The sequence below is a fragment of the Streptomyces sp. NPDC043176 genome (assembly GCF_056436715.1).
The window spans coordinates 1-16,695 of the sequence record NZ_JBWKCA010000027.1; the positions used below are offsets into that span (position 1 = coordinate 1).

Here is a 16,695-nt window from a genome sequence, read left to right on the forward strand (position 1 = left end):
CGCCCGGTTACATTCCGAACCCGGAAGCTAAGCCTTTCAGCGCCGATGGTACTGCAGGGGGGACCCTGTGGGAGAGTAGGACACCGCCGAACAATTTTTAGCCTCAACCCCCGGACCTTGTCCGGGGGTTGAGGCATTTTTGCGTTCTAGGCTGTGGTCATGCGATACGACCTGGTCATTTTCGACAACGACGGTGTGCTGGTGGACAGCGAGCCGATCTCCAACACGCTGCTGGCCGGCTATCTGACGGAGCTGGGGTACCCGACGACGTTCGAGGAGTCGGTGCGGGACTACATGGGGTCGGCGATGCACCGCATCCACGAGGTGGTCGAGGAGCGGAGTGGGCAGCGGCTGCCCGCGGACTTCGACGAGACGTTCCACGCGCGGGTCTTCGCGGCGTTCGAGAGGGAGCTGGAGGCGGTGGCCGGCGCCGGGGACGTACTGAAGGGACTGGCCGCGGCCGGGGTGCCGTACTGCGTGGCCTCCTCGGGGAGTCACGAGCGGATCAGGGTGGGGCACCGGAAGACCGGGCTCGACGTGTGGTTCAGGGACGAGGTCGTGTTCAGTGCCGAGGACGTCGGCCGGGGGAAGCCGGCGCCCGACCTGTTCCTGCACGCGGCCGAGCGGATGGGCGTGGCGCCCGAGCGGTGCGTGGTCGTGGAGGACAGCGGGCTCGGGGTCCAGGCGGCCCTGGCGGCGGGGATGGACGTGTACGGGTTCACCGCGATGACGCCGGAGGAGAAGCTCTCCGGGGCCCGGGGCCATTTCCGGAGGATGGACGAGCTCCCCGCGATTTTGGGGATGTGATCCATCTACCCAGCGGTAGTTTCCGGCCGTACGCTGTGCCGCCATGACGGATGCGCGGTTGCGGCGTGGGCGGGGATCCCTGGGGGTCGGTTTCTTCGTGCAGGGGGTCACCTTCGCCCTGCTCGTGACACGAATACCGGCCATCCAGGACCGGTACGGGATCTCGGACGGGCTGCTGCCCGTCTTCCTGGCCGCCGTGCCGATCCTGGCGGGGGTGGCGAGCGTGGCGACCGAGAAGGTCGTCGCGCGGGTGGGGCCGGCGGTGGTGCTGCGGTGGGCCCAGCCGTTCGTCCTGCTCGCGCTCCTGGCGGTGGGGGCCGGTTCGGAGCTGTGGGCGGCGGCGGTCGCGCTGGCGCTGTTCGGACTGGCGGTGGGGGCCCTGGACGCCTCCATGAACATGTTGGGGGTGAGTCTCCAGCGGGCGTACGGGCGGAGCATCATGCTCGGCTTCCACGCCTCCTACAGCCTCGGGGGGATCGCGGGGGCGTCCCTGGCCTGGGTGGGGGCGCACTGGCATCTGTCGCTGTTCGCGTCGTACCTGCCGGTGGTGGCGGTGCTGTTGCCGGTCGCGTTCGTCGGGAGCCGGTGGTACGCGGCCGGCGGGGACGGGCCGGTGGAGGTGGCGGGGGAGGCCGAGGGGAGCGGGGTCGCGTTCAAGCTGCTGCTGCCGCTGTGCCTGGTGATGACGTTCGCGTACATCGGCGACTCGACGGTCTCGAACTGGAGCGCCAAGTACCTGCAGGACGTGCTGGGCGGTTCGGAGGAGCTGGCGACCGTCCCGTACAACGCGTACATGGTGACGACGCTGCTCGGGCGGACCGTGGGGGACCTCGGGGTGCGGAGGCTGGGGGCGGCGACGGTCGTGCGGGGCGGCGCGGTGCTCGCGGCGCTGGGGTTCGCGCTGGTGGCGGTGGCGCCGGGGGCGTGGGCGGGGATCGCCGGGTTCACGGCGCTGGGGTTCGGGCTGAGCGTGATCGTGCCGCAGACGTTCGCGGCGGCCGGCCGGTTGTTCCCGGGCAACAGTGACGCGGCGGTGGCGCGGCTCAACGTCTTCAACTACGTGGGGTTCCTGATCGGGTCGCCGTTGGTGGGGGCCCTGGGGGACGCGTGGAGTTACCGGGGGGCGATGGTGGTGCCGATGGCGCTGGTCCTGGTGACGGTGGTGTACGCCACGTCGTTCGGTGCGCGGGAGGCCCGATACGGTGGCGGGCATGAGCGGCCGCGCACTGTTGATGTGGGATGAAGCTGTCACGCAGTACGACTTCGGGTCCGAGCATCCGATGGATCCGGTACGGCTCGCGCTGACGATGTCGCTGGTGCGGGCCTTCGGGCTCGACCGGGCGGTGGACGTGGTGTCGGCGAAGCCGGCCGGGGACTCCACACTGCGGCTGGTGCACCGTGAGGACTACGTGTCGGCGGTGCGGGCGGCGTCGGCGAATCCGCGGCTCGCCGACCAGGCGTACGGGATCGGCACGGTGGACGATCCGGCGTTCGCGGGGATGCACGAGGTGTCGGCGTTGATCGCCGGGCAGTCGGTGGGGGCGGCGGAGGCGGTGTGGCGCGGGGAGGCCGCGCACGCGGTGAACTTCGCGGGCGGTCTGCACCACGCGATGCCGGGTTCGGCGTCGGGGTTCTGCATCTACAACGACGCGTCGCTGGCGATCGCGCGGCTGCTGGAGCTGGGGGCGGAGCGGGTCGCGTACGTGGATGTGGACGTGCACCACGGTGACGGGGTGCAGGCGGCGTTCTGGGAGGACCCGCGGGTTCTGACGGTGTCGCTGCACGAGCATCCGCGGACGTTGTTCCCGCAGACGGGGTGGCCGGAGGAGACGGGCGCGGCGGGGGCCGGTGAGGGCGGGGCCGTGAACGTGGCGCTGCCGGCGGGGACGGGGGACGCGGGGTGGCTGCGGGCCTTCCACGCGGTGGTGCCGGAGCTGATCGCGGACTTCCGGCCGCAGGTGCTGGTGACGCAGCACGGGGCGGACACGCACTTCGAGGATCCGCTGGCGCACCTGGCGGTGTCGCTGGACGCGCAGCGGGCGGTGCAGGAGGCGTGTCACGAGCTGGCGCACGAGCACGCCGACGGGCGCTGGGTGGCGCTGGGCGGTGGCGGGTACGCGGTGGTGGACGTCGTACCGCGGTCGTGGACGCATCTGGTCGGGATCGCGGCGCACGCTCCGGTGGATCCGGAGTCGGTGGTGCCGTCGTCGTGGCGGGACGAGGTGTACGCGCGGACCCGGCAGCTGGGGCCGGCGCGGATGACGGACGGGCGGTGGCCGGTGGGCTTCCGCGACTGGGCCGAGGGGTACGACCCGGCGGACCGGCTCGACCAGGCGGTCCTGGCGACCCGGAAGGCGGCGTTCCCGCTGCGGGGGCTACTCGCCTGAGCCCGCGCGGGGGCGCCGGGGGCGGGGTGCTGGAACGCGCGCGTGGGTGTTACGCCGACTGTGGGGTGTCCGGGAGGTTTGGATACCCGGGCGGTGGTGTTCCGGCAGCATCGGGAGGGTGTTGAGTACCGGGGCGCTGCGGGCGCATCTGTTGGCGGCGGGGTTGGCGGGGACGGTGGCGACGTCGCGGGAGGAGAGCCTGCGGAGCTATCGGCTGTTCGCGGCGCGGGATCCGCGGGTGCTGCTGGGGCTCGATCCGGCGTGGGGGTGGGGTGAGGCCGAGCTGTTGCGGCTGATGGCCGACAAGTGCGGGGTGTCGGGGGATCCGGCGCATCGGTCGGGGCCTGACGTCATCGATCCGGAGCGCACGTTGCGGGGGCTGGACGCCTTCGCGGCGCGGTTGGGGGCGGCGGCCGCGCGGCGGGTTCCGGTGCTGCTCGGGACGGGGCATCCGCATCGACTGCTCGGTTTCTACGCCGCTCTCGCAGACGCGTTGTCGGCGGCGGGATGTCTTGTCCTCACACCGGCGCAGGGGCGATGTGTCGACATAACGACCCGGTTCGGCGTACGCACGTACCTTCTCGACTACGTACGGGGGGTCGCGCTGGTGCGAGAACCCGGACCGTCGGGGGGAGGGCGTGAGCCGGGGGCGCACTCCCACTCGCCGCTGCCGGTCAGGGCCGCCCTGGAGACCGCCGCCGAGTGCGGCGGTCCGCTGCCGGAGCTGGTGGTGGGGGACCACGGTTGGGTCTGCGGTGCTGGTCAGCTGGGTATCGAGGCCATCGGTCTGGCCGATACGGATGATCCGGCGCTGTTCGTCGGTGAGGCGGAGGGGCAGGTGTCGGTGGCCGTTCCGCTCGATGACGGCGTGCGCTCCGACTACTACCGGCCCCTCACGCGCTATGTACTCAATCGAGCGCGTCTGTCACGGTAAACGGCCGGTGGCAGCTCCTCTTCCCCACTCGTACCACCCGCCCCTAGTCTGGAGAGTGAGCGCTCGGCGACGAAGAGTCACCGGAGGGGAAGCCGGTGGGCGTCGCGGCGGAAGGTACAGGTGGGTCATGGCTGCTGGCGATCGACCTCTCAACGAGGTCAAGTTTCTGACCGTGGCGGAAGTCGCCGCGGTGATGCGCGTCTCGAAGATGACCGTGTACCGCTTGGTGCACAGCGGTCATCTGCCGGCGATCCGGGTGGGCAGGTCCTTCCGGGTGCCGGAACAGGCGGTTCACGAGTACCTGAGGGAGTCCTTCGTGGGGGTGGGGACCGCGTAGCGAGCGCGCGGCGGGACGCCGGGAGAGCTCCGTACGGCCCTCGGATTACAAGCGCGGTGCTCGGGACGGTAGGCTAGGCCGACGTAGGTCGTGTGGGCCCAGACGCCCCGCACCGATCCCCGCCGGGAGGCGGGGATGTTCCGAGAAGTGAGCGAGGGTAGTCGTGGGCTCTGTTATCAAGAAGCGGCGCAAGCGGATGGCGAAGAAGAAGCACCGCAAGCTGCTGAAGCGCACGCGCGTTCAGCGTCGCAACAAGAAGTAAGCGACAGCTGCACCGCAGCATTTCGTGCGGAGCGTGGCCCTTCACCGTTCGCGGTGGAGGGCCACGTTTTTTATGGCGCGGAAATCTCGAGGCGCTACGGTGGCGACCAACGGAAGACGGACGGAAGGCGCTGATCTTGGGCAAGGTCGTGCTCGTCACCGGTGCCGCCCGGCATCTCGGCGGCCGCTTCGTGCGGCGGATCCAGCGGGACCCCGAGGTGGAGCGGGTGATCGCGGTGGACGCGGTCCGGCCCGCGCACGGGCTCGGCGCCGCGGAGTTCGTACGGGCCGACATCCGTCGCCCGGAGATCGCGAAGGTCCTTGCCGAGCACGACGTCGACACGGTGGTCCACCTGGACGTCACCGGTATCGCGCTGGGCGGCGGCGGCCGGACGTCGGTCAAGGAGACCAACGTCATCGGCACCATGCAGCTGCTCGGGGCCTGCCAGAAGTCGCCGCGGATCAGACGGCTCGTGATCAAGTCCAGTACGAGCGTCTACGGCTCCGCGCCCCGCGACCCGGCCGTCTTCACCGAGACGACCGCCGCGAAGTCGCTGCCGAGCGGGGGCTTCGCCAAGGACGCCGTCGAGGTCGAGGGGTACGTCCGGGGCTTCGCCCGGCGCCGGCCCGACGTGGCCGTGTGCGTGCTGCGCTTCGCGAACATCCTCGGGCCCCGGATCGACTCCCCGCTGGCCGAGTACCTGGCGCTGCCGGTGCTGCCGACCGTCCTGGGCTACGACCCCCGGCTGCAGTTCGTCCACGAGGACGACGTGATCGACGTGCTGCGCCTGGTGGCGCACGAGCCCCGCAGGGCGACCCTGAACAGCGGCACGTTCAACGTGGCCGGCGACGGGGTGCTGCTGCTGTCCCAGTGCGCGCGGCGGCTCGGGCGGCCGACCGTTCCGGTGCTGCTGCCCGCGGTCACCTGGGTGGGGACGGCGCTGCGCGCGGTCGGGATCACCGACTTCGCCCCCGAGCAGATCCGGCTGCTCACCCACGGCCGGGTCGTCTCGACGGTCCAGACGCGCGAGGTCCTCGGCTTCTCGCCGCGCCGCACGACGGCGGAGACCTTCGCCGACTTCGCGCGGGGCCGCGGGCCGGGGCTGCTGCCGCCCGAGGCGCTGGCGGGGGCGGTGGACCGGATCGCCGGGCGCCTGCTCGGGACGTCGGCCTCCGCTTCCCCCGCATCTGCTGTTCCCCCTGTTCACGACGGCGCCTGAGGAGACCGGACAAGCGATGGCGGACGCCAAGGTCATTCCGTTCGACGACGACCGCTCGCGGGCCCGCCGGCGGCCCGACCGGCCCGAGGGCGAGGCCGCGGCCGTACGGGCCCTCCCGGGGCCGCAGCAGGGCGTCCGGGCACCGGAGGAGGCGGCGGCCGCGCCGGGCCCGTACAGCGGCGACGGGGGGCCGGACGCGGAGGCCGGTGCCGGTGCCGGGAGCGGCGGCTGGGAGCGGCGGCTGGCGGGCGGGCTGGCGTTCCTGCGGCGACGGATCACCGGCGAGTACGAGGTCGACGAGTTCGGCTACGACGAGGAGCTCACCGACCAGGTCCTGATGTCGCTGCTGCGCCCGCTGTACGAGAAGTACTTCCGGGTGGAGGTGAAGGGCGTCGAGAACATCCCGGCCGACGGCGGGGCGCTGATCGTCGCCAACCACTCGGGGACCCTGCCGCTGGACGGCCTGATGATGCAGGTCGCCGTGCACGACCACCATCCGGCCGGGCGGCACCTGCGGCTGCTCGCCGCGGACCTGGTGTTCGTTCTGCCGGTCGTCAACGAGCTGGCGCGCAAGGCGGGGCACACGCTGGCGTGCGCGGAGGACGCGGAGCGGCTGCTGAGGGCCGGTGAGATCGTCGGGGTGATGCCGGAGGGCTTCAAGGGGATCGGGAAGCCGTTCGGGGAGCGGTACAAGCTCCAGCGGTTCGGGCGGGGCGGCTTCGTGTCGACGGCGCTGCGGGCCGGGGTGCCGATCGTGCCCTGCTCGATCGTGGGCGCCGAGGAGATATACCCGATGGTCGGGAACGCGAAGACGCTGGCGCGGGTGCTCGGCCTCCCGTACTTCCCGCTGACCCCGACCTTCCCGTGGCTGGGGCCGCTCGGGGCGCTGCCGTTGCCGACGAAGTGGACCATCCAGTTCGGCGAGCCGATCCCGACGGACTCGTACGCGCCGGAGGCGGCGGAGGACCCGATGCTGATGTTCAACCTGACGGATCAGGTCCGGGAGCAGATCCAGCACACGCTGTACAAGCTGCTGGTGCAGCGGCGGTCGGTGTTCTTCTGACGCTCGGTTTTTCGGACGCCTGGTTGTCCGACGCGCGTTTCTTTCTGGCGCTTGGTTGCCTGACGTGCGGTTCCTTCTGGCGCGCAGAGGGAACCGGCGCACCGGAGGAGCCAGAGCAGGACGGAGCCGGCGCGAGAAGGAGCCGGCGCGAGAAGGAGGGGCGCCCCCCGTCCGTGGGGGCGCCCCTCCTTCTTGCTAGCGAGCGTCCTCGCTGTCGATGCCTAGGCCTGGAAGGAGGCCCGGCAGGAGTGGGGGAAGGGTGACGTCGGGGACGTCGGGCGCCGACTCGCCGGTGGGGGCGGTCGGGGTGCCGGTCGGGGAGGGCTGGAGGAGTCCGCCGGCGCCGCCGCCGAGGAGACCGTCGTCCTCCGGTGAGCCGGTGCCGGTGTCCGTACTCGGGCTGGTGCCCGTGCTCGGGCCGGACGGGCGGGGCGGTGCCGAGTGGCTGCCCGACGGCGGGGCGTCGGCGGACGGCGGACGATGGGTGTCCGCGCCCTGACCGCCGCTCGGGGTGCCGGGCCTGCTGCTCGGGCCCTCGGAGCCGATCGCGCCCTTCTCGGGGGTGCGGGGCAGCACCGACTGGAGCGGTTCGACGTCTTCGTCTATGGCGTCGAAGACGTGCGTCACCTCGCTGCCGACGTCCGCCAGTTGGACGGGGAGCCGGTCGCGGAGGCCGTTCCAGGTGTTCCGGTGGGCCTGGGCGAAGGAGTTGAGCCGGGCCATCGGGGCGATCTCGCCGTCCCGCTGGTACGCCTGGCGGAGCAGGCGGTGGCCTTCGCTGGCGTCGTGCTTCATACCGCTCAGGACCCGGCGGATCTCGGTGAGCGACTCGTGGTCCAGGTCGCCCGTGCGGCCGCGTTCCATGAGTCTGCGGGCCTCGCTGAGGCGGGTGGAGGCCTGGTCGAGGTAGATGCCGCCGCGGTCCGCGTCGTCGTCCGCCATGCCCAGCTTGATGTCCTCCATGCCCCGCTTGAGCCCGTAGAGCGAGTCACCCGGCAGGGCGTCGGAACTGGCAGCGGCCACTCCGCCGAAGGCCCCCGCCGCCACACCGACGGTGAGACCGCCGGCGGCGAGGCCCTTGGTCCACCGGGAGCGGGGGCGGAGCTTGCGGAGTGGGGAGGCCCGGTGGGTCCCCTTGCCGCTGGACGTCCGCTGCTCCGGGACCGTAGGGCCCGCGGCCGCGCTCCCCTCCATGAGCATCGCTTCCATGGCGGCGACGAGCTGGGCTCGCTGCACCACCTTGACCTCGGGATCCAGCTGTGGCTTCGGCAGTTCGCCGAGACCGTTCGCCAAGGCCAAAAGCCGCCCCTGCCCGGCCGGTTCGGCCGGGGCTTCGGGCTGCTCGGCCGCCGCGCCCTCGGACGCCCGGTCCTCCAGGGTCTGGGCGAAGGCGTTCGCCCGCCGGTGCGCCGATACGTTCGCGATCACTGGCGGCACCTCCTCTCGTCATGACGGTCGACTCCCCGGGGTGTCCGGAAGGTTGCACACCTTGAGCGCATCCACACGAAAGAGTGAGTGGCCGCGGACATGGCGTGTCCACAGGGAGCCTGCATCCCGCACAACGAGCGGCGCGGCACTTGGGTTACGCGCGAAAGATGATCGGACCAGTGCGTCACCGAGGTGTCACCGACTGTGAGTTGGGCGGGAGTTGGCGGGGCTTGGGGGGAACGACGGGGCCGGCCCCGGCGACCGGGGCCGGGCGGCGCGTGTGGGGGGCGCGGAGCGGTCAGCGGGCGTCGTCCGGGAGGAGGCGGGCCAGCGTGCGGACGGCCCGGTACTGAAGGGTCTTGATGGCGCCTTCGTTCTTCCCCATGACCCGGGCGGTCTCGGCGACCGAGAGGCCCTGGAGGAAACGCAGGGTCACGCACTCCTGCTGCTGGGGGTTGAGGCGGCGGACCGCGTCGAGGAGGGCGGCGTTGGACAGCGACTCGAGGACGGAGTCCTCGGGGCTGCGCTCGACCTCGTTGGCGTCGAGCATCTCGCCGGTGGTGACCTCGAGGCGGAAGCGGCTCGACTTGAAGTGGTCGGCGACCAGGTTCCTGGCGATGGTGACGAGCCAGGCGCCGAAGTCGCGGCCCTGCCAGGTGAAGGTGGAGATCCGGCGCAGGGCGCGCAGGAACGTCTCGCTGGTGAGGTCCTCCGCCGTCGCCTTCCCGCCGACGCGGTAGTAGATGTAGCGGTAGACCGTGTCGCTGTACTGGTCGTACAGCCGGCCGAAGGCCTCGGCCTCGCCGGCCTGGGCCCGCTCGACCAGGTCCATCATGCGGGCGCTGTCGCTGTCGGCGGTGGGTCGGCGGTGGGTGGTCGAGGCCGTGGAGCGCGCACCCCGTCTGCCCACGGCGGCCCCGCCGTCGGCCAGGGCGTAGCAAGGGCCGGCGGGTGCCGGTGCGGCGAAGGCGAAGGCGGGGACAGGGCCGGCGTACGCGGTGGGGACGAAGCCGCGCAAGTGGTCGAGGACCGTTGCGCGCAGCGTAGCCAGGCCCGAGGTGTCAACCCCGACGTGTGGGTACACGGGACTCCCAGAGGCAGAGCTTCCATCACGTGCAGTGCGGGACCGTTCACCCGTCGTGGCGACGTGAGGGGTCCTTTGTGCGTCTGAGGAGAATAACGCTTCGTACAGGCAGCACTACACCCAGTTGCTCAAATCACCGATTCCGTCGTTTCCGTTACTGCTTGCAGTCGTGGAAGGGTCTAGTTCGTGACTAGTTGTTGATCGCTTTGCTTCCGAGTGTGACTGCGCGGGCGTTGCGTTGTGCTCGAGTGCAGGACGGGTGACTGATTGTGGCCGCTGCTGGGTAAGGAGTCCGGAATGCCTGGGGGTCGACCTGTGCGGCGGTGTTCGACCACGGACGGGTGAGGGCCGCTGGTCCGGGGTTGTCGCAGATGATCGCAGCCGAAACGTATCGGCAGAGGGACGGCACCCCGGGAAGGCGTGCCGCTCGCGGGAGTCGGTGTGCCGCTCGCGGGGGCTTTCGCGGGGCCCGCTTGTGAGGGGTGGGGCTCTGGCGGGGCGCCCGCGTCAGTGGTGGGGGCTTTCGCGCGGTGTCCGCGTCAGTGGCGGCGGCGGTGGAGGGCGACCGCGGCGGCCGTGCCGCCGGCGAGGGCGCCCAGGCCCGCGGCCGCGGGGATGCCGACCTTGGCGGCCTTGCGGCCGGTCCGGTAGTCGCGCAGTCGCCACTCCCGGTCCTTCGCGTGCCGGCGGAGCTTGGTGTCGGGGTTGATCGCGTACGGGTGGCCGACCAGCGAGAGCATCGGGATGTCGTTGTGAGAGTCGCTGTAGGCGGCGCAGCGGCTCAGGTCGAGACCCTCGGCGGCGGCGAGGGCCCGTACCGCCTCGGCCTTGGCCGGCCCGTGCAGGGGCTCGCCGACCAGCTTTCCGGTGTAGACGCCGTCGACGGACTCGGCGACCGTGCCGAGCGCGCCGGTCAGGCCGAGCCGCCGGGCGATGATCGTGGCCGTCTCGACCGGGGCGGCCGTGACCAGCCAGACCTTCTGGCCCGCGTCGAGGTGGGCCTGGGCGAGGCCGCGGGTGCCGGGCCAGATGCGGTCGGCCATGTACTCGTCGTAGATCTCCTCGCCGATCGACATCAGCTCGGAGACGCGGTGGCCCTGGACGATGGACAGCGCGCTGTCGCGGGCGTCCTGCATGTGTTCGGGGTCCTCGACGCCGGCGAGCCGGAACCAGGCCTGCTGCCAGGCGAAGCGCGCGAGTTCGCGACGCTGGAAGAACTTCCGCTTGTAGAGGCCGCGGCCGAAGTGGAAGATCGCGGCGCCCTGCATCACGGTGTTGTCGAGATCGAAGAAGGCGGCGGCCCGTACGTCACCGACGACCGGGAACTCCGGTTCGGCCGGGGCTTCGGCCTCGGCGGCGCCGGTCGCGGCGGCCGCCTCCTCCCGCTCCCGTTCCAGCTGGAGCGAGGACTTGCGCGCTGCCTCGGCAGCGGCCTCGCCTGCGAGGACGCTGCGCGCGGTGGCGGAGCGCCTACGGGGGGTGAGCCATCCCAGAGCGGCCATGTCGTGAGCATAGCCAGTCTGTTCGGTACTTCCCGACTTGTGACGGTGCCAGGGCGTGAACAGTGTGGGGCTCCCCTGTTAATCGGGTACCGCTCGGTCGTGGCGGCGCTCCGCGCGGCCGAGGGGACAGAATGGACGGCATGTTCGGACGGACGAAGAAGAAGGCCGACCCCGCGTCGCGCACCGTGACGCTGATCGGGAAGCCGGGCTGCCACCTCTGCGACGACGCCCGCGCGGTCGTCGAGGCCGTGTGCGCGGAGACGGGTGCACGCTGGGAGGAGAAGGACATCTCCCGGGACGAGGAGCTCCACCGGGCGTACTGGGAGCAGATTCCGGTGGTCCTGGTCGACGGCGAGCAGCACACGTTCTGGCGCGTGGACGCGGAGCGGCTCCGGCGCGAACTGGGGGCGTGACCGAAAGGCGGTTACCATCGTGGACGTTTTGTTGGGTTTCGGGGGCGACGTCGTGAGAGGTGTGTGCGGTTTTGCCCCCTTCGGGTTCTCAACGCGCTGACACCCTCCGCGGTTCCGCGACGATACGAACCAGCCGCGTGACCCCGGTCACTTTGGCCGGACAAAACGGACACCATCTTTGTGCACGCGTTCACAAAGACATAGCCTGCATTCGACGGGGCGGTCTTGGGACATATGGCCGCCTGCAGCCCCGCTCATCCCGCAGGAGCACCGTGGCAACTGGCCGAACTCACCGACCGGCGACCCGTAGCCGAGGAATTCCCGAGGCCACCGTCGCCCGGCTTCCGCTGTATCTGCGCGCACTCACCGCGCTCTCGGAGCGCTCCGTACCCACGGTCTCCTCCGAAGAGCTCGCCGCAGCGGCGGGGGTCAACTCCGCGAAGCTCCGCAAGGACTTCAGCTACCTCGGCTCCTACGGCACCCGCGGGGTCGGCTACGACGTCGAGTACCTCGTCTACCAGATCTCCCGTGAGCTGGGCCTCACCCAGGACTGGCCGGTCGTCATCGTCGGTATCGGCAACCTCGGTGCCGCCCTCGCCGGCTACGGCGGGTTCGCCTCCCGTGGCTTCCGCGTCGCCGCGCTGATCGACGCCGACCCCGCCATGACCGGCAAGCCGGTCGCCGGGATCCCCGTCCAGCACAGCGACGACCTCGAGAAGATCATCGAGGAGGACGGCGTCTCCATCGGCGTCATCGCGACCCCGGCCGGCGTCGCCCAGCAGGTCTGCGACCGGCTCGTCGCCGCCGGAGTCACCTCCATCCTGAACTTCGCCCCGACCGTGCTCTCCGTGCCCGACGGCGTGGACGTGCGCAAGGTCGACCTCTCCATCGAGCTGCAGATCCTCGCCTTCCACGAGCAGCGCAAGGCCGGCGAGGAAGCGGGCGGCGAGAACGGCCCCGAGACCGGCGCCGAGACCCCCGCCGCCGCCGTGCCGCCCGCCCCGCGCGGCACGGGCAGCGGCCGCAAGGGACCCGACGGGGACGTCCCCGCGGTGATGCCGGCATGAGCCTCCTCGTCGTCGGCCTGAGCCACCGCAGCGCCCCCGTCTCCATCCTGGAGCGGGCCTCGCTGTCGGCGGACACCCAGGCCAAGCTCCTCCAGGACACCCTGGCCGCCGAACCGGCCGCGGAGGGCACCGTCCTGGCCACCTGCAACCGCATCGAGCTCTACGCCGACGTGGACAAGTTCCACGCCGGTGTCGCCGAGCTGTCCACGCTGCTCGCCCAGCACAGCGGCGTCGGCCTGGACGAGCTCACTCCTTATCTCTATGTGCACTACGAGGACCGGGCCGTCCACCACCTCTTCTCGGTGGCCTGCGGGCTCGACTCCATGGTCGTCGGCGAGGGCCAGATCCTCGGCCAGATCAAGGACGCCCTCGCCCTCGGCCAGGACCTGCACACCGCGGGACGCCTGCTCAACGACCTGTTCCAGCAGGCCCTGAGAGTCGGCAAGCGTGCCCACAGCGAGACCGGGATCGACCGGGCCGGGCAGTCGCTCGTCACCTTCGGCCTGGAACAGCTCGCCGGCGGCACCGACGGAACGGCGGGCACCGACGGCACGACGGGCACGGGCGGTACGGACGTCGAGGTCTGGGCCAAGGGCAAGAAGGCCCTCGTCATCGGCGCCGGCTCCATGTCCTCGCTGGCCGCCGCCACCCTCGCGCGCTCCGGCGTCTCCGAGATCGTCGTCGCCAACCGCACCCTGGCCCGCGCCGAGCGCCTCGCCCAGATCCTCGGCGAGCCCGGCGGTACGGGGGTGGCCGCACGCGCGGTCGAGATGGTTGCCGTCGGCGACGAACTGACACGTGCCGACATCGTCGTCTCCTGCACCGGCGCCACCGGACTCGTCCTCACCGCCGAGAACATCGAGGCCGCCGTACGGGACCGCCGCGCCCCGCTCGCCCTGCTCGACCTCGCCATGCCCCGCGACATCGACGCCGCCGCGCACCGCATCCCCGGTGTCCGCCTCGTCGACATCGAGTCGCTCGCCGAGGCCTCCGCCGACGCGCCCATGGCCGCCGACGTCGACCAGGTGCGGGGCATCGTCTCCGACGAGGTGGCCGCCTTCGGCGCCGCCCAGCGCGCCGCCCACATCACCCCCACCGTCGTCGCCCTGCGCACCATGGCCGCCGACGTGGTGGCCAACGAGGTCGCCCGTCTCGAAGGCCGGCTCCCCGGCCTCGACGACAAGCAGCGCGCCGAGATCACCCAGACCGTGCGCCGGGTGGTCGACAAGCTCCTGCACGCGCCGACCGTGCGGGTCAAGCAGCTGGCCAGCGAGCCCGGCGGCGCCGGGTACGCGGACGCGCTGCGGACACTCTTCGACCTCGACCCGGAGACGGTGGCTTCTGTCAGCCGGGCCGACCTGAATGACGCCGACGTCAAGAACCGAGGGCGAGTATGACCGAGAGGGCACTGAGGCTCGGGACCAGGCGCAGCAAGCTCGCCATGGCCCAGTCCGGGCACGTGGCCGATGCCGTCCGGCAGCTGACCGGCCGGCCCGTGGAGCTCGTGGAGATCACGACGTACGGGGACACCTCCCGGGAGCACCTCGCGCAGATCGGCGGCACCGGCGTCTTCGTCGCCGCCCTGCGCGACGCGCTCCTCGCGGGCGAGGTGGACTTCGCCGTCCACTCCCTGAAGGACCTGCCGACCACACCGCACCCCGAGCTCGTCCTCGCCGCCATCCCGCGGCGCGAGGACCCCCGCGACGTGCTGATCGCACGCGAGGGCGTCACGCTCGACACCCTTCCCAAGGGTGCCCGGGTCGGCACCGGTTCGCCGCGACGGATGGCACAGCTCCACGCCTACGCGCGCAACCACGGCCTGGAGCTCACCTGCGTCCCGATCCGGGGCAACATCGACACCCGGGTCGGCTATGTACACAGCGGTGAACTGGACGCGGTGGTTCTCGCCGCGGCCGGTCTCAACCGCATCGGCGGGACGGCGGAGCTCACCGGCTCCCTGTCGCTCGACCACCTGTCGGTCGACTCCGTCCTGCCCGCCCCCGGCCAGGGGGCACTGGCGATCGAGTGTCCGGCGTCCGACGCCGACCTCGTCGCCGCGCTCGCCGCGCTCGACGACCCGCACACCCGGGCCGCCGTGACCGCCGAGCGATCCCTGCTCGCCGCCCTCGAGGCAGGCTGCTCCGCACCCGTGGGTGCGCTGGCCGACCTCCAGGCCGACGACCCCGGTCACGGGCAGGTTGTCACCGAAATGCGCCTGCGCGGCGTCGTCGGCACCACCGACGGCTCGACGCTGGTGCAGCTGTCCACCACCGGACCCGTACCCACCTCGCACGACGAGGCCATGGCGCTCGGACGCGAACTCGCGGACGAGATGCTCGCCAAGGGCGCGGCCGGTCTTATGGGGGAGCGAGCACTTTGAACCCCACCAGCCCGACCACCAGCCCCCTGTCCCCGGCCTTCGCCGGCCACGGACACGTGACGTTCCTCGGCGCAGGCCCGGGCGACCCCGGACTACTGACCCTCAGGGCCGTCGAAGCCCTGGCGGGAGCGGACGTCCTGATCGCCGAGCCGGAGGTCCTCGAGGTCGTTCGCGGTCACGCGCGCGCGGGGGTGAGCACGCCTGAGCTGACGGTAGTCGACGAGGCGTCAACAGCCGCCGGTGTCCCCGTGTTGAGGGATGCGGCCAATCTTGTCATGGAGGCCGCGAGGGGCGGCAGGCGGGTCGTCCGTGCGGTGACCGGCGACCCCGGCCTCGACGGCAACGCGGGAGCGGAAATGCTCGCCTGCGCCGCCGAGGGCATCCCCTTCGAGGTCGTCCCCGGCGTCGCCACCGCCGTCGGCGTGCCCGCCTACGCGGGTGTGCCGCTGCGCGACGCACAGGGCACGGACGTCCGCTTCGTCGACGCCCGCACCGCCGACGAGCGCTGCTGGGCCGAGGTCGGCGCCTCCGACGGCACCGTCGTCGTCTCCACCTCGCTCGACTCGGTGGCGGCGGCTGCCGGTGAGCTGGTGTCCGCAGGCCGTAAGCCGGACACCCCGCTCACCGTCACCATCGCCGGCACCACCACCCGGCAGCGCACCTGGAACGCGACGCTCGGCACCATCGCCCAGGTCTTCAAGCAGGGCAAGGTCCTCCCCTCGCCCGAAGGTCACCGACCGGTCATAGCCGTGGTCGGCGAGCGCAGCGCCGCGGCGCAGCGGGACCAGCTGTCGTGGTTCGAGTCGAAGCCGCTCTTCGGATGGCGGGTGCTCGTGCCGCGCACCAAGGAGCAGGCCGCCTCGCTCTCCGACCAGCTGCGCTCGTACGGCGCCGTGCCGCACGAGGTGCCGACCATCGCCGTCGAGCCGCCGCGAACCCCGCAGCAGATGGAGCGGGCGGTCAAGGGGCTCGTCACCGGACGGTACGAGTGGATCGCCTTCACCTCGGTGAACGCGGTCAAGGCCGTACGCGAGAAGTTCGAGGAGTACGGGCTCGACGCCCGCGCCTTCGCCGGCATCAAGGTCGCGGCCGTCGGCGAGCAGACCGCCGCCGCGCTGGTCGACTTCGGCGTCAAGCCGGACCTCGTGCCGTCGGGCGAGCAGTCCGCCGCCGGACTCCTCGAGGACTGGCCGCCCTACGACCCGGTCTTCGACCCGATCGACCGCGTCTTCCTGCCGCGGGCCGACATCGCGACCGAGACGCTGGTCGCGGGGCTCATCGAGCTCGGGTGGGAGGTCGACGACGTCACCGCCTACCGGACCGTACGGGCGTCGCCGCCGCCGGCGGACACGCGGGAGGCGATCAAGGGCGGCGGATTCGACGCGGTGCTCTTCACCTCCTCCTCGACCGTGCGGAACCTCGTCGGCATCGCCGGCAAGCCGCACAACGTCACCGTCATCGCCTGCATCGGGCCGGCGACCGCGAAGACGGCCGAGGAACACGGTCTCCGGGTCGACGTGCTGTCGCCCGAGCCCTCCGTCCACAAGCTCGCCGAGGCGCTCGCGGACTTCGGTCTGCGTCGGCGCGAGGCGGCGCGGGAGGCGGGGGATCCGGTGACGCGGCCGAGTGAGAGGCGGCCGGGGGCGCGGAGGCGTCGGACCACGTAGGGGTTGGGTTGTGCGGGGTGCGGGTCCCTTCGGGGGCCCGCACCTTTCGCGTACGCGCGCCCTTGTCCGTCAGCCGTCCGCCCTTGTCGCGGGCTGCGCCCCCGCCCCCGTTTGTGGCTGTGCCCCCGTCCGCCCTTGTCGCGGG

At 71.8% G+C, this 16,695-nt stretch carries 16 protein-coding genes and 1 rRNA gene; 14 read left to right on the plus strand and 3 right to left on the minus strand.

Going from position 1 to position 16,695, the window contains the following annotated elements; translation table 11 throughout:
* The 9 genes from rrf to AC067A_RS32050 all read left to right on the plus strand — a co-directional run.
* Positions 1-92 (plus strand): 5S ribosomal RNA (gene rrf / locus AC067A_RS32010); the annotation flags it as partial.
* 67 nt (positions 93-159) lie between these two features.
* Positions 160-807: an HAD family hydrolase gene (locus tag AC067A_RS32015; protein ID WP_479246378.1), complete on the plus strand. Its 648-nt coding sequence runs from the start codon at positions 160-162 to the stop codon at positions 805-807.
* A gap of 43 nt (positions 808-850) precedes the next feature.
* Positions 851-2,050, plus strand: a complete 1,200-nt coding sequence (locus AC067A_RS32020) for an MFS transporter (protein ID WP_479246380.1) — start codon at positions 851-853, stop codon at positions 2,048-2,050.
* On the plus strand, positions 2,019-3,194 hold the full coding sequence (locus tag AC067A_RS32025) for an acetoin utilization protein AcuC (protein WP_479246381.1): 1,176 nt from the start codon (positions 2,019-2,021) through the stop codon (positions 3,192-3,194). The genes AC067A_RS32020 and AC067A_RS32025 overlap by 32 nt, the downstream gene beginning before the upstream one ends.
* Before the next feature lie 118 nt (positions 3,195-3,312).
* Entirely contained in the window at positions 3,313-4,128 is an 816-nt protein-coding gene (locus AC067A_RS32030; RefSeq protein ID WP_479246383.1) for a phosphatase, read from the plus strand.
* Between the two features lie 127 nt (positions 4,129-4,255).
* Positions 4,256-4,465: a helix-turn-helix domain-containing protein gene (locus tag AC067A_RS32035; RefSeq protein WP_017240950.1), complete on the plus strand. Its 210-nt coding sequence runs from the start codon at positions 4,256-4,258 to the stop codon at positions 4,463-4,465.
* A gap of 163 nt (positions 4,466-4,628) precedes the next feature.
* A complete protein-coding gene (locus AC067A_RS32040) occupies positions 4,629-4,727 on the plus strand; it encodes a 30S ribosomal protein bS22 (protein ID WP_003948845.1) in 99 nt (32 codons plus the stop codon).
* Between the two features lie 136 nt (positions 4,728-4,863).
* On the plus strand, positions 4,864-5,946 hold the full coding sequence (locus AC067A_RS32045; RefSeq protein ID WP_479246384.1) for an NAD-dependent epimerase/dehydratase family protein: 1,083 nt from the start codon (positions 4,864-4,866) through the stop codon (positions 5,944-5,946).
* A gap of 16 nt (positions 5,947-5,962) precedes the next feature.
* Positions 5,963-7,009 carry a lysophospholipid acyltransferase family protein gene (locus AC067A_RS32050; RefSeq protein ID WP_479246385.1) on the plus strand — a complete coding sequence of 349 codons (1,047 nt, stop codon included), beginning with the start codon at positions 5,963-5,965 and terminating at the stop codon, positions 7,007-7,009.
* Between the two features lie 195 nt (positions 7,010-7,204).
* On the opposite strand, the gene AC067A_RS32055 is transcribed toward AC067A_RS32050, so the two are convergent.
* The 3 genes from AC067A_RS32055 to AC067A_RS32065 all read right to left on the minus strand — a co-directional run bounded on the left by AC067A_RS32055 (position 7,205) and on the right by AC067A_RS32065 (position 11,023).
* Complete coding sequence (locus AC067A_RS32055) at positions 7,205-8,437, minus strand: DUF5667 domain-containing protein (protein ID WP_479246386.1); 1,233 nt, start codon at positions 8,435-8,437, stop codon at positions 7,205-7,207.
* Between the two features lie 298 nt (positions 8,438-8,735).
* Positions 8,736-9,521 (minus strand): ECF subfamily RNA polymerase sigma factor, BldN family, encoded by a 786-nt coding sequence (locus tag AC067A_RS32060; protein ID WP_033206321.1) that lies wholly within the window; start codon positions 9,519-9,521, stop codon positions 8,736-8,738.
* A gap of 539 nt (positions 9,522-10,060) precedes the next feature.
* Positions 10,061-11,023, minus strand: coding sequence for an HAD family hydrolase (locus AC067A_RS32065; RefSeq protein ID WP_479246388.1), 963 nt, complete (start codon positions 11,021-11,023; stop codon positions 10,061-10,063).
* 131 nt (positions 11,024-11,154) lie between these two features.
* Between AC067A_RS32065 and AC067A_RS32070 the strand changes: the two genes are divergently transcribed.
* The 5 genes from AC067A_RS32070 (at position 11,155) to AC067A_RS32090 (ending at position 16,550) form a co-directional block, all read left to right on the plus strand.
* On the plus strand, positions 11,155-11,436 hold the full coding sequence (locus AC067A_RS32070) for a glutaredoxin family protein (protein ID WP_479246389.1): 282 nt from the start codon (positions 11,155-11,157) through the stop codon (positions 11,434-11,436).
* A gap of 272 nt (positions 11,437-11,708) precedes the next feature.
* On the plus strand, positions 11,709-12,503 hold the full coding sequence (locus tag AC067A_RS32075) for a redox-sensing transcriptional repressor Rex (RefSeq protein ID WP_479246390.1): 795 nt from the start codon (positions 11,709-11,711) through the stop codon (positions 12,501-12,503).
* Entirely contained in the window at positions 12,500-13,900 is a 1,401-nt protein-coding gene (locus tag AC067A_RS32080) for a glutamyl-tRNA reductase (RefSeq protein ID WP_479246391.1), read from the plus strand. Before AC067A_RS32075 ends, AC067A_RS32080 begins: the two co-directional genes overlap by 4 nt.
* The gene (hemC, locus tag AC067A_RS32085; protein WP_479246393.1) at positions 13,897-14,883 is read left to right on the plus strand and encodes a hydroxymethylbilane synthase; all 987 of its coding nucleotides are present in this window, start codon (positions 13,897-13,899) and stop codon (positions 14,881-14,883) included. Before AC067A_RS32080 ends, hemC begins: the two co-directional genes overlap by 4 nt.
* Positions 14,880-16,550, plus strand: a complete 1,671-nt coding sequence (locus AC067A_RS32090) for a bifunctional uroporphyrinogen-III C-methyltransferase/uroporphyrinogen-III synthase (protein ID WP_033206309.1) — start codon at positions 14,880-14,882, stop codon at positions 16,548-16,550. The genes hemC and AC067A_RS32090 overlap by 4 nt, the downstream gene beginning before the upstream one ends.
* Positions 16,551-16,695 lie beyond the last annotated feature (145 nt).

Coding starts and splice junctions, on each gene's coding strand:
- AC067A_RS32015 (WP_479246378.1), top strand. CDS start 160: ATGCGATACGACCTGGTCATTTTCGACAACGACGGTGTGCTGGTGGAC.
- AC067A_RS32020 (WP_479246380.1), top strand. CDS start 851: ATGACGGATGCGCGGTTGCGGCGTGGGCGGGGATCCCTGGGGGTCGGT.
- AC067A_RS32025 (WP_479246381.1), top strand. CDS start 2,019: ATGAGCGGCCGCGCACTGTTGATGTGGGATGAAGCTGTCACGCAGTAC.
- AC067A_RS32035 (WP_017240950.1), top strand. CDS start 4,256: ATGGCTGCTGGCGATCGACCTCTCAACGAGGTCAAGTTTCTGACCGTG.
- AC067A_RS32050 (WP_479246385.1), top strand. CDS start 5,963: ATGGCGGACGCCAAGGTCATTCCGTTCGACGACGACCGCTCGCGGGCC.
- AC067A_RS32065 (WP_479246388.1), bottom strand. CDS start 11,023: ATGGCCGCTCTGGGATGGCTCACCCCCCGTAGGCGCTCCGCCACCGCG.
- AC067A_RS32070 (WP_479246389.1), top strand. CDS start 11,155: ATGGACGGCATGTTCGGACGGACGAAGAAGAAGGCCGACCCCGCGTCG.
- AC067A_RS32080 (WP_479246391.1), top strand. CDS start 12,500: ATGAGCCTCCTCGTCGTCGGCCTGAGCCACCGCAGCGCCCCCGTCTCC.
- hemC (WP_479246393.1), top strand. CDS start 13,897: ATGACCGAGAGGGCACTGAGGCTCGGGACCAGGCGCAGCAAGCTCGCC.